The following is a 25,809-nucleotide window of genomic DNA, read 5'->3' on the forward strand; positions in this document are numbered from 1 at the left end:
CTCGTCTGGTGCCCCTACAGCTCCCCGCCGCCGACTGGCGCGCCCGCGAGGCCGCGCACGCCGAGCGCGCCGACGCGCTCACGGCCGGTCACCGCGCCCGCGCCTCCCGCGGCGAGAAGCACCCGATCGAGGACTTCCTCTTCACCTACTACGCCTACTCGCCGTCGGTGCTGCGCCGCTGGCATCCCGGCGCCGGGGTGGAGCTCCTGGAGGCCGCGGGCGACCCGCGCGCGTCCTGGCGCTGGTACACCGCAGGCGCGACGCCCGGCGGCCTCGTCGTCGACCGCGCCGCGATGGAGCGCGAGAAGGCGCCACTGCTCACCACGATCGAGCGCATCCTCCGCTCGACCGCCGCACGGCCGGGCCGGTTCGGCTGCTTCGGCCTGCACGAGTGGGCGATGGTGTACCGGCAGGACGAGCACCGTCACGACGTCCCGCTGCGCCTCGGCCAGGGCGGCACCGACGCCGTGGTGGAGGCCGCAGAGCTGCGCTGCACGCACATCGACGCGTTCCGCTTCTTCACGCCGGAGGCCGCGCCCCGCAACCGCTTCGCGCCCACGCGCGCGACACAGCCGGAGCTGGAGCAGCCCGGCTGCCTGCACGCCGGGATGGACGTCTACAAGTGGGCGATGAAGCTCGGCCCGCTCGTCCCCGGCGAGGTGCTGCTCGACGCGTTCGAGCTCGCCCGCGACATCCGGCTGCTCGACATGCAGGCCTCCCCCTACGACATGCGGCCGTGGGGCGCGGAGCCGGTGCGCATCGAGACCGCGGAGGGCAAGGCCGAGTACGTGCGACGGCAGCGCGCGTTCGCCGAGCGGTCGAACGCGCTGCGCGCGCGGGTGCTCGACGCGTGGCCGGGCGGGCGTCAGGTCACGCCCACCCTGGACCGCGTCCCGGCCTAGCCGCCGTTGCCCTTCCCGCCACCGACACCACCGGTGCCTCCGCCGTTGCCTCCACCGAGGAGGCCGCCGCCGGTCGGCTGCGGTGTCGGGGTGGTGGTCGGCGCCGGCGTCGAGGTGTTCTGACCCGAGCTGATCTGGAGGGTGATGCTCGATCCGCCGTCCACGCTGGAGCCCGACGACGGGTCGGTGCCCGCGACGGTGCCGGCCGGCTGGTCGCTGGGGACCGGCGTCTGATCGACGGTCACCGTCAGCCCGAGGCCCTGGAGCAGCGTCGTCGCCTGGTCGGGCGTCTTGCCGCTCACGTCGGGAACGGTCACCTGGCTGCCGTACAGCACCGAGTTGTCCGGCTTCGGGAACGAGTCGCCGCCGTAGACGTCGTCGAGCGCCTTCAGGATCGGCTTGGCGATCGAGAACTTGACGTTGCCGCCGCCGATGCCGTTGAAGTCGAGGCTCCGCAGCGGGACGGACCCGGACACGTTGCCCACCCAGGTGGCCTGGGCGACCTTCGTGGTGGAGGTGATCATCCAGTTCTGCAGCGAGTCGTCCGTCGTACCGGTCTTGCCCATGATGGAGGTGCCGTCGTACGGGTTCGCGCTGGCCGCGGTTCCGCCGCCGCGCATCACGCCCTGCAGGGCGTAGGTGATGCCGGACGCGATGTTCTTCTGGAGGCCCTGCGTGCAGGTCGACGGGCTCACCTTGTGCGGCGTCCCGTCCGCGTTGACGACCTTGTCGATCGCGATCGGCGAGCAGACCGTTCCGCCGTTCGCGATGCCCGCGTAGGCGGTCGCCATCGTCAGCGGCGCGACGTTGTTCGTGCCGAGGATCATCGACGGGTACGAGTTGAGCTGCGCGCCGGTCTTGGCCGGGTGCACGCCGAGGCTCTGCGCCGCCTTGAGGATCGAGCAGAGGTCGGTCTTGGTGGCCATCTGGGCGAACGCCGTGTTGACGGACTGCGCCGTCGCCGACATCACCGACAGCCGGCTCGCCGAGCCCTCGTCGTTGGACACCGGCCACGGCGGGCCGGAGACCGTCCCGCAGGTGCTGTGGAAGTCGGACATCTGGAAGTTGTGCTGGGAGGCGTCGATCGTCTCGTACAGACTGTGGCCGCCCTCCAGCCAGCCGGCGAGGTCGAACGCCTTGAACGTCGAACCGGTCTGGAAGCCCTCCGAGCCTCCGTAGGCCTCATCGGTGTTGTAGTTCACCGCCGTCGTGCCGGGTTGGGGCTGGTCGGTGTTGTTGAAGGTCTTGTTCTGCACCATCGTGACGATGCGCCCGGTGCCGACCTCGACGGACACGTTCGTCGCGCCCACGTCGATGTCGGGCCGCGCCGACGGGATGTACTTGGAGATCGACTGCTGGGCCGCGGTCTGGAGGTCGAGGTTCAGGGTCGTGTAGATCTTGAGCCCGCCGCGGTTGAGCGTCGTCCAGCGCTCGGCGCTGGTCTTGCCGTACGCCGGGTCGTTGAGGATGACGTCGCGGACGTAGTCGCAGAAGAACGCCGCGTTGACCTGCTGCGCGCCGGCGCATCCGGACGCGGTGGCGGTGATGGTGGGCTGGATGGGCGTCTTCTTGGCGGCGTCCCGGTCGGCCAGCGAGATCTTGTGGTTCACGTACATGCGGTCGAGCACGTAGTCGCGCCGCGCCTTGGTGAGCTTGTAGCCGTCGGCGGCGCCGTTGTCCTTGTTGTTCGGCTCGTCGATGCGCAGGTTCGACGGGTTGTTGACGATGGCGATCAGGGTCGCCGCCTGCGGGAGGGTCAGCTTGGCGGCGCTGGTGTTGAAGTAGTACTCCGACGCGGCCTCGATGCCGTACACCTGGCCGCCGAAGCCGACGACGTTGAGGTAGCCGAGCAGGATGTCCTGCTTGCTGTACTTCTTCTCCAGGCCGACCGCGTACCGCATCTCCTGGATCTTGCGCTGCAGGGTCACGCCCGCCGCGTCGTTGTAGCAGGCGGTGACCTTCTTCTGGTCGGTGAGGCCCTCGCAGTGCTCCACCTCGACGTTCTTGACGTACTGCTGGGTGATGGAGGACCCGCCCTGCACGCCCCCGCCGACGACGGTCGAGAGCGCGCCGCGCACGGTGCCGAACAGGTCGACGGCGCCCTCGCTGTAGAACCGGGGGTCCTCGGCGGAGGTGGCGGCGTCCTTGGCGACGTTCGCGACGTCGGCCCAGCCGACATCCTTACGGTTCTGCGCGTAGAACTGCGCGATCGGGACGTCGTTGCCGCCCTGCTTGGCGTACACGGTGGAGTTCTGCGCGAACTGCCCGATGTTCAGGTCGGCCGGCAGCTTGTTGAAGTCGCTGATGCCCGCAGCGGCCGCTACGCCGGCTCCCAGGAAACCCGGAAGAAAGAACAAGGTCGAGAGCACCGCAGCGACGAGCGCGAGCGCCACCCACTGCACGATCGCGGCGTTTCGCGAGCGCGGAGTACGCAGCTCGAACCGCTTGAGTGGCTCGAAACGCTCGTCGATCGCCTGAAGGCGCGGGGAATTTGGGAATCTGTCCGGGTTGGGCACGTATCCACGCTTCCAGGGTCTGCTGTGGGAGGGGTTGAGACATGCACTGTACCCCTATGGGGACTTTCAGGAAGGGGATGCGAAAGGCGCCGGCCCCCACAGGGTGCCGGCGCCTTCCGTCGCTCAGCGACGCGACTACGCCGCGGCCGCGAACACCACCCGCGGCCGCACCTGGAGCACCCCGTCGACGGCGTCGACCACGACGCTCCCGCCGTCCGCGACGCTCCCCGCCACCATCAGCTCGGCGATCCGGTCGTCCACCTCGCGCTGGATGACGCGGCGCAGCGGGCGGGCGCCATACTCGGGCTCGTAGCCGGCCTCGGCGATCCACGTCACGGCGGCCTCCGTCACCTCGAATCCGATGGACCGGTGCGCCAGCCGGGCCGCCGTCGCCTGCAGCAGCAGGCGGACGATGTCGCGGAGCTGCTCGGCGTCCAGCTTGCGGAACAGCACGATCTCGTCGATGCGGTTCAGGAACTCGGGACGCATGGCCTCCCGGAGCTTGCCCATCACCCGGTCGCGGATGTCCTTGTCCGAGGCGAACCCGCCGGAGCCGACCGGCACGAAGCCGAGGGCGCCGCTGCGGGAGGCCAGGAACTCCGAGCCGAGGTTGGAGGTCATGATGACGACCGTGTTGCGGAAGTCGACCGTGCGGCCCTGGCCGTCCGTCAGCCTGCCGTCGTCCAGCACCTGCAGCAGCAGGTTGAACACGTCCGGGTGCGCCTTCTCGATCTCGTCGAACAGCACCACCGAGTACGGGTTGCGGCGCACGCGCTCGGTGAGCTGGCCGGCCTCGTCGTAGCCGACGTATCCGGGAGGGGCGCCGACCAGGCGGGCGACGGTGTGGCGCTCGCCGAACTCGCTCATGTCGAACCGGATCATCGCCTTGTCGTCGCCGAACAGCGACTCCGCCAGCGACTTGGCCAGCTCGGTCTTGCCGACGCCGGTCGGGCCGAGGAACAGGAACGAGCCGACAGGGCGGCGCTCGTCGCCGAGGCCGGTGCGGTTGCGGCGCACGGCCTTCGCGACGGCCGTCACGGCGTCGTCCTGGCCGATGACGCGGGCGTGCAGCTCCGACTCCAGCGCGGCGAGGCGCTCGCGGTCGGCGTCGCCGATGCGGGACACCGGGATGCCGGTCGCCCGGGAGACGATGGCCGCGATCTCGGGCTCGTCCACGACCGCCTCCGCGGCGTGGCGCGGGGCGTTGCCGAGCTCGTCGATCCCGTGCTGCACGGCCTCCATCTCGTCACGCAGGCGGGACGCCTCCTCGTAGTGCTCGGCGGCGACGGCGGAGTTCTTCTCGGACTCCAGGGTCGCCAGGCGCTGCATCAGCGCGGACGCGTCGACCCGCTTGCCGAGCGACAGCCGCAGCCGGGCGCCGGCCTGGTCGATCAGGTCGATCGCCTTGTCCGGCAGGAATCGGTCGGAGATGTAGCGGTTGGACAGCTCCACGGCCGCGCGGATCGCCTCCGGCGTGTACGTGACGGCGTGGTGCTCCTCGTAGGCGGAACGCAGGCCGTCCAGGATGAGCACGGCGTCCTCGACGCTCGGCTCGCCGACCATCACCGGCTGGAAGCGGCGCTCCAGCGCCGGGTCCTTCTCGATGCGGCGGTACTCCTTGAGAGTGGTGGCCCCCACCAGGTGGAGGTCGCCGCGCGACAGACGGGGCTTGAGGATGTTGCCCGCGTCCATACCGCCGGACTCGCCGGACCCTCCGGCGCCGACCACGGTGTGCAGCTCGTCCACGAACACGATCAGCTCGTCCTTGTCCGCGCTGATCTCGTCCATGAGCTTCGTGAGCCGCTCCTCGAAGTCGCCGCGGTAGCGGGTCCCTGCGACCATCCCGGCGAGGTCGAGCGCGACCACCCTCTTCTCGAGCAGCTGCTCGGGGACGTCGCCCGCCACGATCGCGCGGGCCAGGCCCTCCACGATCGCGGTCTTGCCGACGCCGGCCTCGCCGACCAGGACGGGGTTGTTCTTGGTCCGGCGGGAGAGGATCTCGACGGTCTGCTCGATCTCGTCGAGCCGGCCGATCACCGGGTCCAGCTTGCCGTCGCGCGCGAGCGCGGTCAGGTCGGTGCCGAACTGGTCGAGCATCGGGGTCTCGGAGTCGCCGGCCGCCTCAGGGGCCTCCTGGGCTCCTGCGCCGACCGTGGCGGACTGCCGCATGGCGTTGGTGAGGGAGTCCGGGGTGACGCCCGCGGCCTGGAGGACCTGCCCGGCGGGCGCGTCCTGACCGATCACGAGCGCGAAGAAGAGGTGCTCGGGATCGATGTAGGTCGCACCGGAGGCGCGGGCCACCTGGTAGGCGTGGAACAGCACGCGCTGGGCGGACGCGGTGATCGAGGCGCCGTCGGCGTCGATCGGCTCGCCGGACGCGGGGAGGCGCTGCTCGGCGGCGTCGGCGACCGCGGACGGGTCGACGCCGATGCGGCGCATGGCGTCGGACGCGGGCTCCTGGCCGGCCATCACGCGGAGGATGTGCAGGGCGTCGAGCTCGCGGTGGCCGTGCTCGAGGGCGTAACGGCCCGCCTCGGCGAGGAGTTCCTGCGTGCGCCGGCTGAGGAACCGGCTGATGTCGATGGAGCGCGCGGCACGGGCGCGCTCGCCCGCGAGGTAGCGCGAGAGGAACTCGTCGAACGAGTTCTCGCTGCCGCTCTCAGGGGTGAAGTTCTCGGGCACCTGATCTCCTGTTTTCCTAAAGTTGAGTTGGTTGCACTCAAGTTCAACGTTCAGGGGGAGCCATTATTCCGGGAGGCGAGGACGAATTCGTCCCCGGCGACGTGTACCGTCGCCCGCATGGGGAAGCATGGCGTCTCGAACAGTTCCGATCCGGCCGTCGTGGTGATCGGCGACGGCGTCGCGGGCGCGGCCACCGCCTTCGCGCTCGCGCGGCGCGGCGCCGCGGTCACGATCGTGGACGCCGGCCTCCCCGGCCGTGCGACCGACGCGGGCGCGGGCATCGTGCAGCCGTGGAGCAGCAGCGCGGGCGGCGACTACTACGAGCTCTACGCGGCAGGGGCCGACTTCTACCCGGAGCTGATCGACCGGCTCGCCGAGGCGGGCGTGCACGACATCGGCTACCGGCGCTCCGGCGCGCTCGTCGTCAACCGGGATGCGGCCGTCGTCGACGAGGTGGAGGCCCGGGTCCGCGGACGCGCCGCCGCGTCCCGCACCGCCGGCGAGGTGCGCAGGGTGGACGCGGACCAGGCGTGCGAGCTGTTCCCGCCACTGGCCGACGGCCTCCACGCCCTCCACATCGCCGGCGGCGCCCGGGTGGACGGGAGCGCGCTGCGCACCGGCCTGCTCGCCGCGGCGACCGCCCTCGGCGCGACGCACCTGGATGCCACCGCCGCGCTCGACGCCGACCGGGTCGTGACCGTCGACGGCGAGACCGTCCCCGCCGACGCAGTCGTGGTCGCCGCGGGCGCCTGGACCGACGGGGTGCTCCACCCGCTCGGCGTCCGCGTGCCCGTCGAGCCGCAGCGCGGACAGCTCGTGCACCTGCGGGTCGACGCCGACACCCGCGAGTGGCCGTCCGTGCACCCGGTCGCTGCGCACTACCTGGTGCCGTTCGACGCCGGGCGGATCATCGTGGGCGCGACCAGGGAGGCCGGCTCCGGGTTCGACGCGCGGGTGACGGCGGCGGGCGTGCGGCAGGTGCTGGACGACGCGCTCGCCATCGCGCCCGGCCTGGCCGACGCGACGGTGATCGAGACGCGGGTCGGACTGCGCCCTGTCGCCGAGAGCGGCCTCCCGACCGCCGGCCCGGTGGACGACCGGCCCGGCCTCTTCGTCAACACCGGGTTCGGCGCCGGCGGCCTCACGATGGGCCCGCTGATCGGCGACCTGCTCGCGGAGCGCATCCTCGCATCGCTCGCCTGACCGGCACTTCACCGGGTATCCTTCCGGCGTTCACCACCGTCTTGGACTTTTCTTGGGAGGACTGGGATTGACTGGGGACGGACGCTGATTCGAAAGGACGGTGCCGACCTGTCTGTCACGATGCTGCGGCCGGCCCCGACCAGGAGTGCCGCCCCGCTCACCCGCCCCGCGGTGCTCGCCGCGCTGTTCGGCGTGCTCGCGACCCTGCTCTCCGCCGTCGGCTCCGGCATCCCGTCGCTGTGGGGCGACGAGGCCACCAGCATCATGTCCGCGCAGCGCCCGCTGCCCTCGCTGTTCCGGATGCTCGGGAACGTCGACGCCGTGCACGGCACCTACTATCTCGGCCTGCACTTCTGGGGCGACCTGGTCGGGTTCTCCCCGTTCGCCGTGCGGCTGCCGAGCGCGATCGTGGTGGGGCTCGCCACCGCGGCCGTCGTGCTGCTGGCGGCGCGCCTGCGGAACGCGCGCACGGCGGTCATCGCCGGATTGGTCTGCGCGATCCTCCCCCGCGTCACCTACATGGGCGAGGAGGCGCGCTCGTTCGCGTTCTCGGCGGCGGTCGTCGCCTGGCTGACCGTGCTGCTGGTCGCCGCGCTCGACCGCGAGCGCCCGCGGGCCGTGTGGTTCGTCGGTTACGGCCTGCTGCTCGCGGTCGGGACGTACGTCTTCCTCTACACGATCCTGTTCGTGGTGGTCCACGGCGTGATCGTCGCCGTGTGCCGCCCGCCGCGCCGCACCGTCCGCGGCCTGCTGATCGCGGTCGGCGGGGCGGTGCTGGCCGCCGCTCCCGTGCTGGTCTTCGCGATCGGCCAGCACAACCAGATCTCCTACCTCGGCGCTGTGCCGCAGCTCGCGCCGCAGACCCTGTTCAGCGGGCTGTGGTTCGGCGACTCCTGGCCGCTCGCGATCGTGGCCTGGGCGCTCATCGTCCTGGCCGTGGCGGTCGCGATCCGGCAGCGGGTGGTGGCGGCGCACGCCCGCGGGGAGCGTTTCCTCGCCCGCACGGAGTCGCGCCTCCCGTCCCTCGTCGGCGTCGCCCTGGTCTGGCTGCTCTTGCCGCCCGTCATCCTGATCGCTGTGCAGTCGGTCGTGCCCGACTTCACTGCCCGGTACGTGTCGTTCTGCGCCCCGGCGGCTGCGCTGCTGATCGCGTGCGGTGTGGACGACATCCTCGGCTGGCGGCGCTGGGCGGGAGCGGTCGCCGGCGTGCTCGTGCTCGCGCTGTGCGTCCCCGTCTATGTGGCCGAGCGCACGCCATACGCGAAGAACCAGAGCGACTGGGCGGAGGTCTCGGCCGCGGTCGGAGCGCACGCCCGTCCCGGCGACGCGGTCGTGTTCGACGAGTCGGCCAAGCCGTCCAAGCGCCCCCGGCTCGCCGAGCACACCTACCCCGCGGGCTTCGCGGACACGACGGACGTGGCCCTCGACCTCCCGGCCGCCACGACCAGCTCGTGGCACGACAGCGCGTACAGTGTGCGCCAGGCCGCCGCGCGCGGCCGGTTCGACGGCGTCGACCGGGTCTGGCTGATCGAGTACGCCCCCACCCCCGGCTCCGTCGACGACTACGGCGTCGCGGACCTCACCACTCTCGGCTTCCACGAGACCACCACGCGGATCGCGACGCATCGCGAGCTGATCTCGCTGTACGAAAGGACCCCATGATCCCCCACGCACTGGCCGCCGCCGGCGCCCTCGTCCATACCGGCCTCCTCGACCCGCAGGGTCTCATCCAGGCCGCTGGTCCCTGGGCACTGGTCGGCATCTGCGCGATCGTCTTCGCCGAGACCGGCCTCCTGCTCGGCTTCTTCCTGCCGGGCGACACTCTGCTGTTCTTCGCGGGCGTGCTCACGCTCACCGGCCACATCTCGCAGCCGCTCTGGGTGGTGATCGTCGCCGTCGCCGTCGCCGCGATCGCCGGCGGGGAGGTCGGCTACCTGATCGGCCGGAAGTCCGGCCCCGCGGTGTTCGACCGGCGCGAGTCCGGCGTCTTCAGCCGGGCGAGCGTCCTGCGCACGCAGGCGTTCTTCGACAAGTACGGCAGCGGCGCCGTCGTGGTCGCCCGCTTCGTCCCGGTGGTCCGCACCTTCGCGCCCGTCGCCGCGGGCGTCGGCCGGATGCGGCACGGCGTGTTCAGCCTCTTCAACGTGATCGGCGCCGCGGTCTGGGCCGCCGGGGTCACGCTCATCGGGTTCGGCCTCGGCCACATCCCCGGCGTCGCGGACTTCGTGTCGAAGTACCTGGACTTCGTGCTCATCGGGATCGTCGTGCTCTCGGTCGGGCCGGTGCTGGTGCGCGCGATCGCGCTGCGGCGGCGGAAGTCGCGCGTCGAGTCGTAAGGCGCCCGTCCGCCGTCGGCGGCCGCCGCTAGCGTAGGGGCATGGTCGTCACCCTGGACCGCGACGAAGCGCGCCGGATCGCCGTGCGCGCGCAGCGCCTGGACGCCGACAGTGCCGCCGCCGACAGTGCCGCCGCCGACCGGGTGTCCGGGCTCGTGTCCCTCGCGGAGAGCCTGACCTTCCTCCAGCTCGACCCCACCGCCGTCATCGCCCCGAGCGCCGACCTCATCGCCTACACCCGCCTCGGCGCGGCCTACCGGCCCGAGACCCTGGTGGCGGCGCTGGAGACCGACCGGCTGCTCTACGAGGTCAAGGCGATGGACGATCCCGTCACACCGCCGTTCGCGATGGTCCGGCCGGTGTCCGACCTCGGCCTCCACCTCGACCGGATGTCGCGCTGGCCGTCGGAGAGGCTGCCGCGCGCCCAGCAGTGGCTGGAGGCCAACGACGCGTTCCGCCGCGACGTGCTCGCGCTGCTGCGCGACCACGGGCCGACGCTGTCCAAGGACATCCCGGACACCGCCGCCGTGCCGTGGGAGTCGACCGGCTGGACGCACAACCAGAACGTCACCCGCCTGCTCGAACTGCTGCAGGGCCGCGGGGAGCTCGCCGTTGCCGGCCGCATCGGCCGCCAGCGCACCTGGGACCTCGGCGAGCGCGTCTACCCGGCCGGCATCGAGGTGGTGCCGGAGGCGGAGGCCGCCCCGCTACGCGACGAGCGCAGGTTGCGTTCGCTCGGCATCGCCCGCCGCGCCCTGGTCGGCGAGGCGGGCGAGCCGGCGACCGTCGACGGCAGCGCCCTGGAGTGGCGGGTGGACCCGGCCGCCGTCGGCCTCCCGTTCGCCGGCCGCACCGCCCTGCTGTCCCCGTTCGACCGGCTGGTGCACGACCGGGTGCGCACGAAGGAGGTGTTCGGGTTCGACTACCTGCTGGAGATGTACAAGCCCGCCGCCAAGCGCCGCTGGGGCTACTTCGCGCTGCCGATCCTGCACGGCGACCGGCTGGTCGGCAAGCTCGACGCCGCCGCCGACCGCAAGGCGGGCGTGCTGCGCGTGGCCGCGATCCACGAGGACGAGCCGTTCACCCCGGAGCTCCGGGACGAGGTGCGCGCCGAGATCGACGCCCTCGCGAGCTGGCTGAACCTCGCCCCCGAGCACGCGCCCGAAGCTCGGTCGCCGAGGGGCACGTAAGCGCCCCTAAAACCGCGATTTAGGGGCGTTTACGTGCCCCTCGGCGACGGTTACGCAGCGGACTCGCTGGCGGTACTGGGCACGCAGTCGTTCGCCGGGTAGCCTGTGCGCCGTGGATGTCATCGGCTGGCTGTTGGACGGCGACCCTTCGATCCGCTGGCAGGTGCGTCGCGACCTCCTGCACGAGCCGGACGACGCCGTCGCCGCGGAGCGCGCGAACGTGGAGACCGAGGGCTGGGGCGCCGCCCTGCTCGACCGGCAGCGCGAGGACGGCAGCTGGGGCGAGGGCGTCTGGACGCAGCGCGACCGGGTGGGCGTGGACGACGCGATGCTCATGCTTGCCGTGCTGGGCGCTCCCGCGGACGGCGAGCGGACGCGGCTGGCCGTCGACCGGGTTGCGCGCCAGGTCGACTGGGGCGAGGAGTGGTGGAATCACGCCTTCTTCGACGGCGAGGTGGAGGCGTGCATCAACGGCCGGGTGCTCGTCGCCGGTGCGCGGTTCGGGCACCCCAGCGAGCTGATCGTCGAGCGGCTGCTGAACGAGCAGCAGGACGACGGCGGCTGGAACTGCTACGCGGAGACCCGCCAGGACCCCGGGTCGTTCCACAGCACGATCTGCGCGCTGGAGGGCCTTACCGCGTACCGCGACGCGGGCGGCCCGACCGACGTGTCCGCAGCGATCGGGCGCGGCCACGGGTACCTGCTGGCGCGCGGCCTGATGCGGCGTCAGAGCGACGGCTCGATCATCAAGGACAGCTGGCTCCGGTTCTCGTTCCCGTACTACTGGTCGTTCGACCTCCTGCGCGGCCTCGACCACCTGCGGGCGGCCGGCGTCCCGGCGGACGAGCGGGTCGCCGAGGCCGTGGCCGTCGTCGCAGAACGCCGGCAGCCCGACGGCCGCTGGCTGCTCGACCACGAGCACTCCGGCCGCGCCCTCCTGGACATGGAGACGGTCGGCGAGCCCAGCCGCTGGAACACGCTGCGGGCTCTACGCGTGCTGGAGTGGGCCGGAGCGCAGCGGGACTAGTCCACGACCCGTCCCTCCGCCTCCAGCCCCTGGAACCATTTCGTCCGCGCCGCGACCGCGTGCGCGGCGGCGGGGAGGCCGCCGACGCGGAGCCGCACGCCGCGCCCCGCGAGCTCCTGGTCGAGGTTCTGGAGGGCGAGGATGACCGTGATCGAGATGTCTTGCAGCGCTGAGCAGTCCAGGGTGAGCTCGGTGACCTCGCCGGCAGTGCGCGCGGCGTCGGTCGCGTCGAGGATCGCCTGCTCGGTCGCCAGCACGTTCGCCGTGTAGAGCGGGCCGAGCAGACTGACGCCCATGCGGCCTCCCGCCGTCTCCTGCACCCGGACGCGCGGCTTGTTGAGCGCCGCCAGCACCAGCACGAGGGTGAAGAGCACCCCGACTGCCACTGCCGCCAGCAGGCCGGCGGTCAAGCCGATCACCGCGGTCGCCATCGAGATGGCGAAGTCGCGCCTGCTGATCCGCCAGAGCAGCACCAGATCCTTGACATCGATCAGCCCGAACACCGCGACGAACACCAGGGCGGCGAGCGTCGCCTGCGGCAGGAGGCTGATCACCGGCCCGAGGAACAGCCCGATCAGCAGCGCCAGCACGACCGTGACCAGCGCGGCGAGCTGCGAGCGCGCTCCCGCCGCCTTGTTCACCGCGCTCTGCGAGAACCCGCCAGCCGCCGGCAGCGTCTGGAACCAGCCGCCGACCAGGTTCGCCATCGCCGTCGCGAGCAGCTCGCGATTGCTGTCGATGCGCGGGTCGTCCAGTTCGCGGATGCCCCGCGCGACGGCCGCGGACTCCAGGAACGCCATCACTGCGATGGCCAGTGCGCCGGGGATGAGCTGGAAGACGTGGTCGAGGCTCGGCAGCGCCGGCAGCGGGAACGCCCGCGTCACCGGCGTGATGAGCGCGACGCCGGCGGAGCGGAGGCCGCCGAACGCGACCAGCACGATCCCGGCGGCCACCACGATGAGCGCTCCCGGCACCCGCGGGAGGAACCGCTTGAACAGGAACAGTGCCGCGATCGACAGCACCGACAGCACGGTCGTGACGGGGTTCGCGTGCGGGACGGCGGCGATCACCGCGTTGATGCTGTGGACGAAGCCGCCGCCGGTCGGCGCGTCCGTCTCCCCCAGCAGCTTCGGGAGCTGGCCGACCGCCACCGTCGCGCCGACGCCGATCTGGATGCCGAGCAGCGTCGGCTTGTTGATGATCTCGACCAGCGTGCCGAGCCGCAGCAGCCGCGCCAGCAGGAGGGCCACGCCGACGAGCAGGGTCAGCGTCACCAGGTCGCGCGGGATCGCGTGCGAGTTCGCGACGACGCCCGCCGACACGAACGTGGTGGCGGTGAGCGTCGCGATGGTGGAGGTCGTGGACACGCTCATGGCGCGCGAGCCGCCGAGGAACGCGTACACCGCCATCGGCACCGTGGCCGTGTAGAGGCCGGCCTCCACCGGCAGGTTGGCGATGGTCGAGTACGCCATCGCCTGCGGAACGACCACCGCGCCCGCGGACAGCCCGGCGAGGATGTCGCGGCCCAGCCACTCCCGGCGGTACCCCGCCAGGGTCGGCAGCAGCCACGACCGCCGGACGGCCGGGGGCGCGGTGCTCACGGTCGGCCCCCGCAGCCGTCAGTCCCTGGCCATCGCGGCGGCCAGGTGCGCCTCCACATCCACGTACGCGTCGTCGGCGATGTCGAAGACGACCTTGACGATCCCGCCGCCGCTGTACTCGAAGTGCGAGCCCTCGTACAGCTTCGACACCGCGTCGCCGGAGTCGTAGCCGATGCACAGCCCCTCGCCGCAGAGCGAGAAGTGGCCGAGGATCGTCCGGATCTCCTGCTCGGCGACATTCTCGTCGTCGATGTAGAGCGCCAGCGGGCCGATACTCTCCCGGTACTCGCCCATCCGCTCCTTCGTGAAGGAGACGCCGAAGATGTGCCTGCCTGGGCCGGGGACGGGTGCCGAGATGACGTTCTCCGGCGGGATGCCGAGGAAGTTGTAGACGTAGGTCAGCCTCCCGTCCTTCACGAACAGGCTGTGGCCGCCGAACCGCGAGCCGTGCGCGAAGATCACGCCCTCGGTGTCGGACGTGGTGTCGACCTCCGCGAGCACCTTGTACGAGACGCCGTGCGTGTTCGCCGCGGACCGCTCCGGGATCTCGGTCGTGCCGGGATAGTAGGTGTACTGCCCGCTCGGCGGTACCGGGACCTTGAACTCCATTGCGAGGAACGTCTCGTAGTCCTTCGGATTGCCGATCACCTGGAGGTCGTTGAGCGGCAGCACGTCATTGCGCTTCGCCTCCTCCAGCCACAGCGCCTTCAGCTCCTCCACCCTGTCCGGATGCTCCGCCGCGAGGTCGTGGGCCTCCGACCGGTCGACGTCGGTGTGGAAGAGCTGCCAGGTGTCGCTCGGGAAGTCACCGCGGCCGCTGACCGGCCCGTGCTCGGTGACCGCCTTCCAGCCGTCGTGCCACACCCCGCGGTTGCCGAACATCTCGAAGTACTGTGTGCGTTTCGTGGTCGCGCCGTCGGGGCCGGCGTCGAAGCTGTACGTCATCGGCACGCCGTCGAGCGGGCGCTGCTCGACGCCGTTGTAGGTCTCCGGCAGCTCCACCCCGCAGACGTCGAGGATGGTCGCGACGATGTCGGTCGAGTGGTGGTACTGGTTGCGCACCTCGCCGCGGGCCGCGATGCCCTTCGGCCAGGAGATCACCAGCGGATCGCACACGCCGCCCTGGTAGACGTAGCGCTTGAACATCCGGTACGGAGTGGAGAACGCGGCCGCCCAGCCCGTCGGGTAGTGGTTGTAGGTGTCGGGCGAGCCCAGCTTGTCGACCATCGTCAGGTTCTCCTGCAGATCGTCGGGGTAGCCGCCGAAGACCTTGCCCTCGTTGACCGACCCGTTCGGACTCCCCTCGCCCGAGGCGCCGTTGTCGGCGCAGTAGATGATGAGCGTGTTGTCGAGCTGCCCGGACTCCTCCAGGTAGTCGATGATGCGGCCGACCTGGGCGTCGGTGTACTCGGAGAACCCGGCGTACACCTCGGCCAGTCGGCAGAACAGCGCACGCTCCTCCGCGCTCAGATCGGCCCAGGGACGCACCTCGTCGGTCTCCGAGAAGGTCCCGGGCGGCATCGGGTTCAGCTCGGTGAGCTCGGTGCCCTCGGGCAGGAGGCCGCGCTCGATCATCCGCGGCAGCACCCACTCCCGGTACGCCTCGTAGCCGTCGTCGAAGACGCCCTTGTACTTGTCGATGTACTCCTGCGGCGCGTGGTGCGGGGCGTGGTTGGCGGCGGGGCAGAACCACAGGTACCAGGGCTTGTCCGGCTCGGTCTGCTTGACGTCGCGCAGCATCCGCAGCGCCTGGTCGGCGAGGTCCTTGGACAGGTGGTAACCCTGCTCCGGGAGGTAGGGCTGGTCGATGTAGTGGTTGTCCTCCGCCAGCGACGGGTACCAGTTGTTGGTCTCGCCGCCGATGAAGCCGTAGAACCGGTCGAAGCCCTGCGCCAGCGGCCAGTTCTTCTTGCTGGCGCCCGCCGTCCACTCGTCGATCGGGACGTTGTGGTTCTTGCCCACCCAGAAGGTCGCCCAGCCCGCGTCCCGCAGCAGGTTCGCCATGGTCGCGTTGGAGGCCGGGATGTGCGAGTTGTAGCCGGGGAACCCGGTGGACGACTCGGAGATGGTCGCGAACCCGTTCGAGTGGTGGTTGCGCCCGGTGAGCAAGGTGGACCGCGTCGGGGAGCACAGGGCTGTGGTGTGCCACTGCGTGTAGGTCAGACCGCTCTGCGCAAGCCGCTCCATCGTCGGCATCTGGATGCGGCCGCCGTAGGTCGACCATGCCGCCTGCCCGGTGTCGTCGTAGAGCACCAGCAGCACGTTCGGCGACCCCTCCCGCGCCTTCGGCGGCAGGAACGCGTCCCAATCGGACACCGAATCCCGCACATCGAGTTCGATCTTTCCCCGGAAATCTCTGGTCACAGCGTGTACCCCCTCGATTCACGGGTCACGCTAGGCGAGGCGGCCAGTGGCGTCTAGACGGGTGTCGCGGCGCGGTCCTTATTTACACTTAGCGGCCTAAGTGTAAATAACGGCCTACCTTATTTTCACCTCCTCACCACCCCAAGGACCTCTAGACGCATCTCCCCCCGCGGCGTTACTCTCAGCGCACATCCAGGCTCGGCCCGAGCCCCGGGGGAAAGGTAAAACGACATGGATTTCTGGAACAACTTCTGGAACATCATCTGGCTGTTCTTCTGGAGCTTCGCTTTCATCGCGTACCTGTTCGCACTGTTCGCGATCATCAGCGACCTGTTCCGCGACCACAAGCTCAACGGCTGGTGGAAGGCGGTCTGGATCATCTTCCTGATCTTCGTGCCCTTCCTCACCGCGCTCGTCTACCTCATCGCCCGCGGGCCGGGGATGGCGGAGCGCAGCCAGAAGGAGGCGCGCCAGGTCCAGCAGAGCACCGACGCCTACATCCGCCAGGTGGCGACGTCCAGCCCGGCCGACGAGATCGCGAAGGCGAAGGCCCTCCTCGACGCCGGCACCATCACGCCGGAGGAGTTCGCGCACCTGAAGAGCGTCGCCCTCGGCCACCAGGCCGCGTCCGGAGCGCACGCAGCGCCAGCGGCCCCCGCCGCCCCGTCCGCGCCGACCCCGCCGCCGGCAGCGCCCACGGCGTGACCGAACGGGATCGGTGACCGACGTGACCGACCCGACCGCGACGGCGCCGGAGTCCTCCAGGGCTCCGGCGCCGTCGCGCACCCGCATCCGGCCGCTCGCCGGCCTGACCGCGAAGAACGCGGTCCGCGAGGTGCTCGGCGGGGTCACGCTGCTGGCCATCGCCATCCCGCTCAACATCGGCTACGCGCAGATCGCCGGCCTCCCCGCCACTGCAGGGCTGTACGCGCTGGTCATTCCCGCCGTCGTCTACGCGCTCACCGTCTCGTCGCGGCAGCTCGTCGCGTCGCCGGACGCCGCGGCCGCCGCACTCGTGGCCTCCTCGCTCGGCGGCCTCGCGGTCGCTGGTCATCAGGACTACATAACCTTGGCCCTCGCGCAGGCCCTGATCAGCGGCGTGCTCTTCCTGCTGTGCTCGTTCTTCAAGCTTGGCTTCCTCGCCAACTTCCTCTCCAAGCCAATCCTGGTCGGCTTCGTCGGCGGCCTCGCTCTCGACATCCTGGTGTCGCAGATCGCCAAGATGCTGGGCGTCAAGATCAACTCCGGCGGGGAGTTCCTGGAGAAGGTCGGCGGGCTCATCACCGGGCTGCCGACGCTCAACGTCTGGTCGCTGCTCATCTCGCTCGGCGCCCTCGTCGTCCTGCTGGTCGGCCGCCGGCTCGCCGGTTCCATGCCGTGGGCGCTCCTGGTCCTCATCGTCGCGACCGTCGTGGTCGTGTTCTCCGGCGCGGAGCGGGCAGGCGTCGCCGTTCTCGGCCACGTCGATGCCGGCCCTCCGACACTCACCTGGCCGATCATCGTGTGGGGGCAGTGGCTCGCGCTCATCCCTTCGGCTATCGCCCTGACCGTGGTCGCGATGGGCGAGGGACTGCTCGTCTCCCGTTCCTACGGCGAGAAGCGCGGCTACCCGACCCGCCCCGACCGCGACCTGTTCGCGTTCGGGCTCGCCAACATCGGGGCGGGCGTCAGCGGCGGCTTCGCGGTCGGGTCGTCGACCTCCCGCACCGCCGCGATGGACCAGTCCGGGTCGCGCACGCAGCTGCCCTCCCTGATCACGGCCCTCGGCACCCTGCTGCTCCTGATCTTCGGGACCGCCCTGCTGGCGGACATTCCCTCCCCCGCCATCGGCACCATCGTCGCCGTCGCGGTCGTCCCGCTGCTCGGCATCCCCGACTTCATCCGGCTCTGGCGGCTCGACCGGTTCGAGTTCGCGATCGGCGCCGCGTGCTTCCTCGGCGCCCTGATCATCGGGCCGATCGCCGGCATCGTGATCGCGTTCGTGCTCGCGGTCATCAACGTCACGCGCCGGGCGGCCAACCCGCCGATCGACACTCTCGCCGCCGACGGGGACCCGGAGCACTCCCTCCTGGAGGCCGCTCCCGCCGGGGAGCCGACCGTCCCGGGCGTCGTGGTCGTCCGGCTCGCCGCGCCGCTGTTCTTCGCGAACTCGACCTCCTTCGAGAAGGCGGTGAAGCGCGCCGTCGGCGACACCGGCGCCACCCACGTCGTGCTCGACATGGAGGCCGTCACCGACGTCGACGTGACCGGCGCCGAATCGTGGGAGGCCGTGCAGACCTTCCTGGCCGCGCACGAGGGCGACCTCGCCCTCAGCCGGGTGCGCCCCGGCATCCGCGACCGCCTCCAGCACCTCGAGCTCCTCGACGGGGTGCGCTTCTTCGACACCAACCGGGAGGCCATCATGGCGCTCCAGACACCGATCGCAGGAACCGATCATGGCCGCCGTTAGCGGGATCTGGCCGTTCCGCCGGCGCACCCGCGCGCCCGAGCCCCCGCCGCCGGCCGGGCCGGACCCCGACCAGGAGGCCACCGCGGCGAACGGCCGCAGCGTCCGCATCCTCCTCGCCCTGGCAGCCGGCGTCGTCATCCTGATCGGGTTGCACGCGATCTCCGGCATCCTCGCCCCGACCCTGCTGGCGCTGGTGCTCGTCATCTGCGTGCAGCCGGTGCGGGTGTGGCTGGAGCGGCACGGCACGCCGAGCGGCGTCGCGACCGGCGCCGTCGCGCTGACGACCTTCGCGCTGCTGGCCGGCTTCGCCGCCCTCCTGATCATCGCGATGGCGCAGTTCGTCGCGATGCTGCCGCAGTACAAGGAGCAGTTCCAGCAGATCGGCCAGCAGTTCGCGAGCTGGCTGACGAGCATCGGCATCAGCCCGCAGGACCTCAAGGTCGTGACGCAGGGCTTCGACCCGACCAAGCTGCTGAACTTCTTCAGCGGCGTGCTCGGCGGCGCCTTCGGCCTCATCACCTTCGGCGTGATCGTGCTGACCATGCTCATCCTCATGCCCGCCGATGCCGCCTACACGCCGACGCTGCTGCGCCAGCTGAAGCCGACCAAACCCAACCTGGTCTACGCGCTCACGGGCTTCGCCCACAGCGTCCGGCGGTACATGGTCGTCACCACGGTGCTCGGTGTCGTGCAGGGCGTCATCAACGGCGTCGCGCTGTTCATCCTCGGCGTGCCCGCGGCGCTGCTCTGGGCGATCCTGTCGTTCCTGTGCAGCTTCATCCCCAACGTCGGCTACTTCCTGGCACTGGTGCCACCCCTGGTGTTCGGCTACCTGATCGGAGGCTGGGGCACTGTCATCGCGATCATCGTCATCTACGGGGTCGTCAACGCGGTCGTGCAGTCGGTCGTGCAGCCGAAGGTCGTCGGCAACGCTGTGGCGCTCAGCCAGACGCTCACCTTTTTCTCCGTGCTGCTCTGGGCGATCGTGCTCGGCGCGATCGGCGCCATCCTCGCCATCCCGCTGACGCTGCTGGCCCGGGCCATCCTGGTGGACTCCGACCCGCGGGCCCGGATCTGGCGCGCCTTCATCGGCGACCTCCGGGAGACGAAGGACCTGATGAAGGTGGAGTCCGACGCGGCGAAGGCCGAACGCAAGTCGGCGAAGGACGCGAAGCACACCCCCGCGATCGACGAGCGGAAAGAGGACCCCGAAACGTGAGTAATTGCGGAATTCGCACCGGCGATTTCCGCAACGACTCACGTCTCGCGGGTCCAGCTGCGGCCGATCAGTGCTGCAGCGTCGTCTTCAGCGCGATCACGACGAAGCCGAAGAGGCCCGTCACCAGGGCGCCGGTCAGGCACACCAGCACCGACCTGCCGCGGATCAGGAACACCAGGTATCCCAGCAGCGCCAGCAGGAGCACGGTCAGCCAGAGCGACACGAACACACCGACCTCGGCGGGGAGGATGCCGAGCGCCGCCAGCAGCAGCGGGATGCTGGGGACGACGGCCGCCTCCAGCATGCCGCTCGACTCGAACAGGGCGTGCCGGAGCGAGTCGACGATGCGACCGCGGACGCTGTCGTCGTCGGCGTGGAAGCCGAGGGCTGTTGAGTAGACGTGGGCCAGCCAGAACACCACGATGCTCACCAGGGTGAAGACCAGGACGTGGAGTGCGTCCGCCTGGTCCGTCGCGCCGCCCGAGCTCGCGGCGACCACGCTCGCGTAGACGATGGTGCCGTAGATGCCCGCCGGCGTGCCCCAGTGCCGCCACAGTGCCCGCTGGACCCGGACGCCGCCGTCGGAGGCCTCCGCCCCGGCGTCGTTGAGGTCCATCGAGTCCATGAGGACATCATGGTCCGCCGCGAGTCGCAGCGTCAGTCCCGTCGCGGAGCACTCACTCCTTCTCCGGGAACCGCGCCTCCGTCCCGAGCCCGCCCTGCGCCGCCGCCGACCCCGAGAGGCCTCCCCCGCGCCCGCGCAGCAGGAACGCCGCGCCGACCGCGATCACCGCGCCCGCCACCGGGCCGACGATGTACACCCAGTACGCGTCCCAGTGCCCGCTCACCAGGTCGGGACCGAAGGTGCGGGCCGGGTTCATCGAGGCGCCGGAGATCGGGCTGCCCCACAGCCCGGCCAGCGCGATGTAGGCGCCGACGCCGAACGCGCCGATGATGCCGAGGTTCTGGGCTCCGGAGGCCGTGCCCAGGATGACGCTCACCAGGCCGAAGGTCAGCACGGTCTCCATCAGCAGCGCGTCCCACGAGCTGAAGCCGGACGCCGGGTAGTTCGAGCCGTAGCGCGCCGACACATGGGTGACGCCCTCCAGGAACCACGCGGCGAGGGAGGCCCCACCCAGCTGCACGAGGATGTAGCCGGGCACGCGCGACCACGGGAAGTCCCCGCGCAGCGCGAACGCCACGCTGACCGCCGGGTTGAGGTGGGCGCCGGAGACTTTGCCCATGAACAGGATGATCGCGAACACCATCAGCGCCGGCGCGGTCACCGCCGCCGTGCGCGAGATCGTGTTCGGGAACGCCTGGCCCATCATCCCGCCGCCGGCGGCCACCAGCACCAGGAAGAAGGTGCCGAGCAGCTCGGAGAACAGCCGTCGCCACTCCTGCGACGTGTCGTGGAAGTCCTCGATGGACTGCTCGATCGACGTCGGCACATGCATCAGCCGACCGTGGACGACGTCGTTCATGATCCCGCGCGCCTCCGCGGCGTCCCTGCGGGTCTGCTCCTGGCTCATGCTGCCTCCTCGGCTATCCGACTCCCACCGCGCTCGGCTCCACCGACAGGTCGCTGCCGCCCTCGACGGTGATGCGCCGACCGATCCGGACCAGCTGCGGCTCGTCCGAGAACGCCCCCGCGAACAGCGCCTCGCCCTTGCGGAACGTCGGCGACTGCTCCAGCAGATGCTGCGGCACGAACCCGAACACGTCGCCGATCTCGTCCAGGTCGCGCGGCGAGTTCATCCGCATCAGGCCGAGGTTGTCGCACTGCGACAGCACGTTCGGGTGGATCTTGGTGGGCCGCTGCGTGGAGAGGAACAGCCAGAGCCCGAACTTGCGGCCCTCCGCGGCGATCTGGATGAGCTGCTCGGTGAGCTGCGCCTCCACGCTGTTCCGCGGCGTCGGCGGGCAGAAGTTGTGCGCCTCGTCCAGCACGATCAGCAGCGGGTCGCGGTCCATCCGCTTCTCCCAGAGGTGCTCCAGCACGCACAGCGCCGCCGCCTGGGGCTCGGCCAGGTGCGCGAAACCCCCGACGTCGAGCACGGTGACGCGGGGCCGCTCGTCGATGGTGTCGACGACCGAGGAACGACCGAACGACCAGAGCGGCCAGTCCAGGATCTGGAGGTTGTCGATCCGCATCCCGAGCCGCTGGCGCGCCGGGTCGTCCGAGGAGGCGAGCATCTCCAGGAAGCGCTGCTTGTCGAAGTGCTGCCCCGGCGACTTGTCGAGGTGCAGGAGGGCGTTGTACTCCTCCTCGTCGGCGATCGGGTCGAGCCTGCCGACCGCGGCCTGCGACCGCACCCGGAGGTCGACGTAGCGGGCGTGCAGCTGCGGCTCGGCGCGGGTGCTGGAGTGGAAGACGCGGATGTCGAAGGCCGCGAACCGTTCGCGCTCCTCGGCCGACGCGTCCTCCCGGGTCTGCGACACCCGCACGAAGTCGGCGTTCGGGTCGAGCACCGCCATCGGCAGCTCGGTCTGCAGCAGCAGTTGCTCCAGCACGACGCCGAGCGCGTAGGTCTTGCCCGACCCGCTCTGCCCGCACCAGAACGTGTGGCGATTGAAGCGCGAGCCGTCGATGACGGCGGGACGCTCGGGGGCGTCGACGGTGGTGCCGATGGTGAGCGGGATCATCGTGCCGCCTTCCGGTTGGTGGCGCTCAGGGCGGTCAGGGCGGCGTCCAGCGTGATCGCCGCCCGGATGAGCGCGAGGTGGGTGAAGGCCTGCGGGAAGTTGCCGAGCTGGAGGCCGGCCGGGTCGATCTCCTCGGCGAACAGCCCGACGTGGTTGCCGTAGGTCAGCATCTTCTCGAAGGCGTACTGCGCCTCGTCCAGGCGGCCGGCGTCGGTCAGGGCGCAGACGTAGAAGAACGAGCACAGCGAGAAAGTGCCCTCCTCGCCGGGGAGGCCGTCCGGCGACGCCGACGGGTTGTACCGGTACACCAGGCTGTCGGTGACCAGCTCCTCCCCGATCGCGTCGAGCGTCGACAGCCACATCGGGTCCTTCGGCGAGATCATCCCGACCAGCGGCATCAGCAGTGTGATCGCGTCCACGACGTCGGTGCCGGGATGCTGCGTGAAAGCCTTGCGCTCCGGGTTCCAGCACCTCGTGAAGACCTGCTCGTAGATGGCGTCGCGGGTGGTGATCCAGCGCTCCAGCGGCGCCGGGCGGCTGCGCTCGCGGGCGATGGTGATGGCGCGGTCGAACGCCACCCAGCACATGATCCGGCCGTAGGTGAAGTCCTTGCGGCCTCCCCTGGTCTCCCAGACGCCCTCGTCCGGCTGATCCCAGTTGTCGGCCAGCCAGTCGAGGACGCCGACGAGCTTGACCCAGCCGGGATGCCCGATCGGGTGATGATCCTCGGCGATGGACAGCGCGTCCATCGCCTCGCCGTAGATGTCGAGCTGGAGCTGGTCGGCGGCGCCGTTGCCGATATGCACCGGCGTCGAGCCCGCGTAGCCCTCGAAGTGGTCGAGGGTGAGCTCCTCCAGGTCGGACGAGCCGTCGATCCGGTACATGATCTTGAGCGGGCCGGAGCTCTCGCCCACGGCCTCGGAGACCCGGTCGGCGGTCCACAGCGCGAACGAGATGGCCTCCTCCTCGTACCCGAGGGCGAGCAGCGAGTAGACCGAGAAGGAGGCGTCGCGGATCCAGGTGTAGCGGTAGTCCCAGTTGCGCACGCCGCCGAGTTGCTCGGGCAGAGCCGCGGTCGGGGCGGCCACCAGGGCGCCGCTCGGTGCGTACTGCAGCAGCTTCAGCACCATCGCCGAGCGTTCGACATCCTCCCGCCAGCGGCCGGAGTAGCCGCTGCGGTCGATCCAGTCGCGCCAGAAGGCGACCGTCTCCCGGAACAGCCGGTTGCCGCGGGCACGGCCGATGTCGCGGGGCTCGCCGCGCGGCTCGGTCTCGAAAGCGAAGATCCGGAGGTCGCTTGCGCCGAGCGTGAACTCCAGGTCGACGTCGCCGTCCTTGAGCGCGTCCGCCGGCACCCCGTGCAGGGCCGCGCTGGTCGTGTCGTCGGCGAACAGCACCCCGTTGTCGGAGGCCGTGGCCGTGTGCGCGCTGCGGCCGTAGTCGAACCGCGGCCGGCACTCCAGCCGGAAGGTCAGCTCGCCGCGCACCACCCGCACGGCGCGCACGATGATGCGCCGGGCCGTCGCGATCCGCGGCTCGTCGGCGACCGGCATGAAGTCGATGACCTCCCCGACGCCCGCCGAGGACATGAACCGGGTGATCAGCACGGCGGTCTGCGGGAAGTACATCTGCCGGATGCGCACGTCGTCGGCGAGGGCGTGGATGCGGAAGAAGCCGCCCTTCTCGCGGTCGAGCAGCGCCGCGAACATCGTCGGAGAGTCGAACCGGGGAGCGCAGAACCAGTCGATCGAGCCGCCGGTCGAGACCAGCGCCACGGTCTGCAGGTCGCCGATCAGACCGTGGTCCGCGATGTCGGGGAACGCCTCCATGCGGGTCTCCTCCCGTCGTGCCGCGCCGCCCGGCGCCGACGGCCGCATGCTAGCTCCGGGCGCGAGCGCGGCACCAGACCTGTCAGGAGCTGTCAGCGCGAGGGCGCCTCCTCCTCCGCATCCTCGCTCGCCTCGCCCTCCGGCTTCCCCAGCACGCTCGACGGCAGGTTGCGGGAGAAGAAAACCGCGCCGAGCGAGACCATCGCCAACGCAGCGAACGACAGCCGCAGGGCGTCGAGCTGCGACGTGCTGTAGATGGACGAGAGCTCGTTCGCCTGATCCTGCGAGAGGCCCGCGTCGGTCGCGATCTTCGGCACGTCGGCCACCGGCACGACCGCGACGCCGGCCTGCGTCTCCTGCGCGATCTGCTGCTGCACGGAGTCCGGGAGGGTGCTCGCCGCCACCCCACCGCTGAACAGCGTGGTGAGCGAAGCGATCATCACCGAGCCGATCAGCGCGGTCCCCAGCGACGAACCGAGGTTCTGGTACACCCCCTGCACGCCTCCGGCCTCGCTGAGCTCGTCGTCGCCCACCGCCGACATGGTCACGTTGCCGAGCTGGGACGCGAGCAGCCCGAGGGCCGCGCCGGCCAGGAACATCCCTGCACCGAAGATCCAGTTGTCGAGCGTCGAGTCCACCGAGCCGAGCAGCACGAGGCTCGACAGCACGAGTCCGTACTGGCCGATCCGGGCGATGAGCTTCGGCGACAGCCTCCGCGCGAGCACGGTCCCGAGGATGGAGAACAGCACGAGCGCGACCGACAGCGGGAAGATCCGCAGCCCGGTCGTCAGCGCGTCCAGCCCCAGCGAGAGTTGCAGGAAGATCGGCACGATGAAGAACAGGCCCGCGGTCACCGTGTACTGGATGCCGAGGCTCCCGACCCCCGCGCGGAGCTGCCGGAGTCGCAGGATGGCGGTGTTCAGCAGCGGAGGCCTCCCGAGCCGGATCAACCGGCGCTGGCGGAGGAAGAACAGCCAGAGCAGCACGGCGCCGATCCCGACGATGAACGGCACGGGCGAGATCCCGAGGAGCTTGATGTCCTGCTGGGTCGGCAGGATCCAGCCCCAGGTCTTCGTCTGCAGGAGGCCGTAGACGATGAGCACGAGGCCGGCGGCCGAGAGCAGCACAGAGAGGATGTCGATCCGGATGCGCAGGCGCGCACCGTTGTCGGCGACGACCTTGCGGAACAGCAGCACGATCGCCATGATGACGACCTCGCCCGCGAACACGTACCGCCAGCTCGCGTAGGTGGTGAGGAAGCCGCCGATCAGCGGCCCGACCGCGACGGCCACGCCGGACGCGGCGCCGATCGCGGCGAACGCCGTCACCCGCGCGTGCCCCGAGTAGTTGTCCGCGATGAGCGCGGCGATGGCCGGGATGACCAGCACGGCGCCCAGCCCCTCCACCACCGACCAGCCGAGGAACAGCACCACGATGTTCGGCGCGAGCGCGGTGGTGCCGGAGCCGACGGCGTACACGATCGAGCCGATGACGAGCGCCCGCCGGCGGCCCCAGACGTCGCCGAGCTTCGCGCCGAGCAGCATGAAGGCCGCCATCGTCAGCGTGTAGAAGGTGATGCACGCCTGCATGGCGGAGATGGTCGTGTGGAGGTCCTTGACGACGGTCGAGATGGAGACGTTCATCACGGTGCTGTCGAGCGTCATCACGAACTGCGCCGACGCCAGCACCGTCACCGCGCCCCACCGATTCGCCATGACCGCCACCTCCGGAAAATCTGCCCGATGGTAGCCCGCGGCCGCTGCGCCGCACCAGACCCGCGCTCAGCGCCGCAGCGCGCAGGCTCTCCACCGTGAACGGGAAACCGTCTACCCGCCCGCCGCGCAC

17 protein-coding genes and 1 pseudogene are annotated in these 25,809 nt (G+C 70.8%); 9 read left to right on the forward strand and 9 right to left on the reverse strand.

Annotated features, from left to right (window positions below; all coding sequences use genetic code 11):
• Window positions 1-8: 8 nt before the first annotated feature.
• Window positions 9-902: a 3-methyladenine DNA glycosylase gene (locus ACFRFH_RS16820; RefSeq protein WP_382464133.1), complete on the forward strand. Its 894-nt coding sequence runs from the start codon at window positions 9-11 to the stop codon at window positions 900-902.
• On the opposite strand, the gene ACFRFH_RS16825 is transcribed toward ACFRFH_RS16820, so the two are convergent.
• On the reverse strand, window positions 899-3,418 hold the full coding sequence (locus ACFRFH_RS16825; protein ID WP_382464134.1) for a transglycosylase domain-containing protein: 2,520 nt from the start codon (window positions 3,416-3,418) through the stop codon (window positions 899-901). The genes ACFRFH_RS16820 and ACFRFH_RS16825 overlap by 4 nt on opposite strands.
• A gap of 135 nt (window positions 3,419-3,553) precedes the next feature.
• On the reverse strand, window positions 3,554-6,100 hold the full coding sequence (locus ACFRFH_RS16830; protein WP_382464135.1) for an ATP-dependent Clp protease ATP-binding subunit: 2,547 nt from the start codon (window positions 6,098-6,100) through the stop codon (window positions 3,554-3,556).
• A 117-nt stretch (window positions 6,101-6,217) separates the two neighbouring features.
• Between ACFRFH_RS16830 and ACFRFH_RS16835 the strand changes: the two genes are divergently transcribed.
• From ACFRFH_RS16835 to ACFRFH_RS16855, 5 genes are all read left to right on the forward strand, one after another.
• Window positions 6,218-7,303, forward strand: coding sequence for an NAD(P)/FAD-dependent oxidoreductase (locus ACFRFH_RS16835; protein ID WP_382464136.1), 1,086 nt, complete (start codon window positions 6,218-6,220; stop codon window positions 7,301-7,303).
• Between the two features lie 120 nt (window positions 7,304-7,423).
• Entirely contained in the window at window positions 7,424-8,965 is a 1,542-nt protein-coding gene (locus ACFRFH_RS16840; protein ID WP_382464137.1) for a glycosyltransferase family 39 protein, read from the forward strand.
• On the forward strand, window positions 8,962-9,639 hold the full coding sequence (locus ACFRFH_RS16845; protein WP_382464138.1) for a DedA family protein: 678 nt from the start codon (window positions 8,962-8,964) through the stop codon (window positions 9,637-9,639). Before ACFRFH_RS16840 ends, ACFRFH_RS16845 begins: the two co-directional genes overlap by 4 nt.
• 41 nt (window positions 9,640-9,680) lie before the next feature.
• Window positions 9,681-10,829 (forward strand): DNA glycosylase AlkZ-like family protein, encoded by a 1,149-nt coding sequence (locus tag ACFRFH_RS16850; protein WP_382464139.1) that lies wholly within the window; start codon window positions 9,681-9,683, stop codon window positions 10,827-10,829.
• Between the two features lie 112 nt (window positions 10,830-10,941).
• Window positions 10,942-11,856, forward strand: coding sequence for a hypothetical protein (locus tag ACFRFH_RS16855; RefSeq protein ID WP_382464140.1), 915 nt, complete (start codon window positions 10,942-10,944; stop codon window positions 11,854-11,856).
• Here ACFRFH_RS16855 and ACFRFH_RS16860 read toward each other — a convergent pair.
• Together ACFRFH_RS16860 and ACFRFH_RS16865 are read right to left on the reverse strand one after the other, a co-directional pair.
• Entirely contained in the window at window positions 11,853-13,457 is a 1,605-nt protein-coding gene (locus tag ACFRFH_RS16860) for a SulP family inorganic anion transporter (RefSeq protein ID WP_382464141.1), read from the reverse strand. The two genes, ACFRFH_RS16855 and ACFRFH_RS16860, sit on opposite strands and share 4 nt — an antisense overlap.
• Before the next feature lie 18 nt (window positions 13,458-13,475).
• Complete coding sequence (locus ACFRFH_RS16865) at window positions 13,476-15,773, reverse strand: arylsulfatase (RefSeq protein WP_382464142.1); 2,298 nt, start codon at window positions 15,771-15,773, stop codon at window positions 13,476-13,478.
• Between the two features lie 279 nt (window positions 15,774-16,052).
• On the opposite strand from ACFRFH_RS16865, the pseudogene ACFRFH_RS16870 reads away from it, so the two are divergent.
• From ACFRFH_RS16870 to ACFRFH_RS16880, 3 genes and pseudogenes are all read left to right on the forward strand, one after another.
• Window positions 16,053-16,433, forward strand: a pseudogene (locus tag ACFRFH_RS16870) (SHOCT domain-containing protein); the annotation flags it as partial.
• Window positions 16,434-16,539: 106 nt separating this feature from the next.
• Window positions 16,540-18,270: a SulP family inorganic anion transporter gene (locus tag ACFRFH_RS16875; protein ID WP_382464143.1), complete on the forward strand. Its 1,731-nt coding sequence runs from the start codon at window positions 16,540-16,542 to the stop codon at window positions 18,268-18,270.
• Window positions 18,257-19,489, forward strand: coding sequence for an AI-2E family transporter (locus tag ACFRFH_RS16880; RefSeq protein ID WP_382464144.1), 1,233 nt, complete (start codon window positions 18,257-18,259; stop codon window positions 19,487-19,489). Before ACFRFH_RS16875 ends, ACFRFH_RS16880 begins: the two co-directional genes overlap by 14 nt.
• Window positions 19,490-19,556: 67 nt before the next feature.
• Here the strand turns inward: ACFRFH_RS16880 and ACFRFH_RS16885 are convergent, their stop codons facing one another.
• The 5 genes from ACFRFH_RS16885 to ACFRFH_RS16905 all read right to left on the reverse strand — a co-directional run bounded on the left by ACFRFH_RS16885 (window position 19,557) and on the right by ACFRFH_RS16905 (window position 25,679).
• Window positions 19,557-20,114, reverse strand: coding sequence for a hypothetical protein (locus tag ACFRFH_RS16885; RefSeq protein ID WP_382464145.1), 558 nt, complete (start codon window positions 20,112-20,114; stop codon window positions 19,557-19,559).
• Between the two features lie 52 nt (window positions 20,115-20,166).
• Window positions 20,167-21,021 (reverse strand): MIP/aquaporin family protein, encoded by an 855-nt coding sequence (locus ACFRFH_RS16890; RefSeq protein ID WP_382464146.1) that lies wholly within the window; start codon window positions 21,019-21,021, stop codon window positions 20,167-20,169.
• Window positions 21,022-21,034: 13 nt separating this feature from the next.
• Window positions 21,035-22,135, reverse strand: coding sequence for an ATP-binding protein (locus tag ACFRFH_RS16895; RefSeq protein ID WP_382464147.1), 1,101 nt, complete (start codon window positions 22,133-22,135; stop codon window positions 21,035-21,037).
• Window positions 22,132-23,964, reverse strand: a complete 1,833-nt coding sequence (locus tag ACFRFH_RS16900; protein ID WP_382464148.1) for a glycoside hydrolase family 15 protein — start codon at window positions 23,962-23,964, stop codon at window positions 22,132-22,134. The genes ACFRFH_RS16895 and ACFRFH_RS16900 overlap by 4 nt, the downstream gene beginning before the upstream one ends.
• Before the next feature lie 92 nt (window positions 23,965-24,056).
• Window positions 24,057-25,679, reverse strand: coding sequence for an MFS transporter (locus tag ACFRFH_RS16905; protein WP_382464149.1), 1,623 nt, complete (start codon window positions 25,677-25,679; stop codon window positions 24,057-24,059).
• Between the last annotated feature and the right edge of the window lie 130 nt (window positions 25,680-25,809).

Origin of the sequence: Leifsonia sp. NPDC056824 (assembly GCF_042789575.1) — a bacterium.
Taxonomy (GTDB): domain Bacteria; phylum Actinomycetota; class Actinomycetes; order Actinomycetales; family Microbacteriaceae; genus Leifsonia.

What these genes read in the sequence shown, in the direction of transcription:
- ACFRFH_RS16835 (WP_382464136.1), top strand. Translation starts at nt 6,218, where the DNA reads ATGGGGAAGCATGGCGTCTCGAACAGTTCCGATCCGGCCGTCGTGGTG.
- ACFRFH_RS16840 (WP_382464137.1), top strand. Translation starts at nt 7,424, where the DNA reads ATGCTGCGGCCGGCCCCGACCAGGAGTGCCGCCCCGCTCACCCGCCCC.
- ACFRFH_RS16845 (WP_382464138.1), top strand. Translation starts at nt 8,962, where the DNA reads ATGATCCCCCACGCACTGGCCGCCGCCGGCGCCCTCGTCCATACCGGC.
- ACFRFH_RS16850 (WP_382464139.1), top strand. Translation starts at nt 9,681, where the DNA reads ATGGTCGTCACCCTGGACCGCGACGAAGCGCGCCGGATCGCCGTGCGC.
- ACFRFH_RS16880 (WP_382464144.1), top strand. Translation starts at nt 18,257, where the DNA reads ATGGCCGCCGTTAGCGGGATCTGGCCGTTCCGCCGGCGCACCCGCGCG.
- ACFRFH_RS16885 (WP_382464145.1), bottom strand. Translation starts at nt 20,114, where the DNA reads ATGGACTCGATGGACCTCAACGACGCCGGGGCGGAGGCCTCCGACGGC.
- ACFRFH_RS16890 (WP_382464146.1), bottom strand. Translation starts at nt 21,021, where the DNA reads ATGAGCCAGGAGCAGACCCGCAGGGACGCCGCGGAGGCGCGCGGGATC.
- ACFRFH_RS16895 (WP_382464147.1), bottom strand. Translation starts at nt 22,135, where the DNA reads ATGATCCCGCTCACCATCGGCACCACCGTCGACGCCCCCGAGCGTCCC.
- ACFRFH_RS16900 (WP_382464148.1), bottom strand. Translation starts at nt 23,964, where the DNA reads ATGGAGGCGTTCCCCGACATCGCGGACCACGGTCTGATCGGCGACCTG.
- ACFRFH_RS16905 (WP_382464149.1), bottom strand. Translation starts at nt 25,679, where the DNA reads ATGGCGAATCGGTGGGGCGCGGTGACGGTGCTGGCGTCGGCGCAGTTC.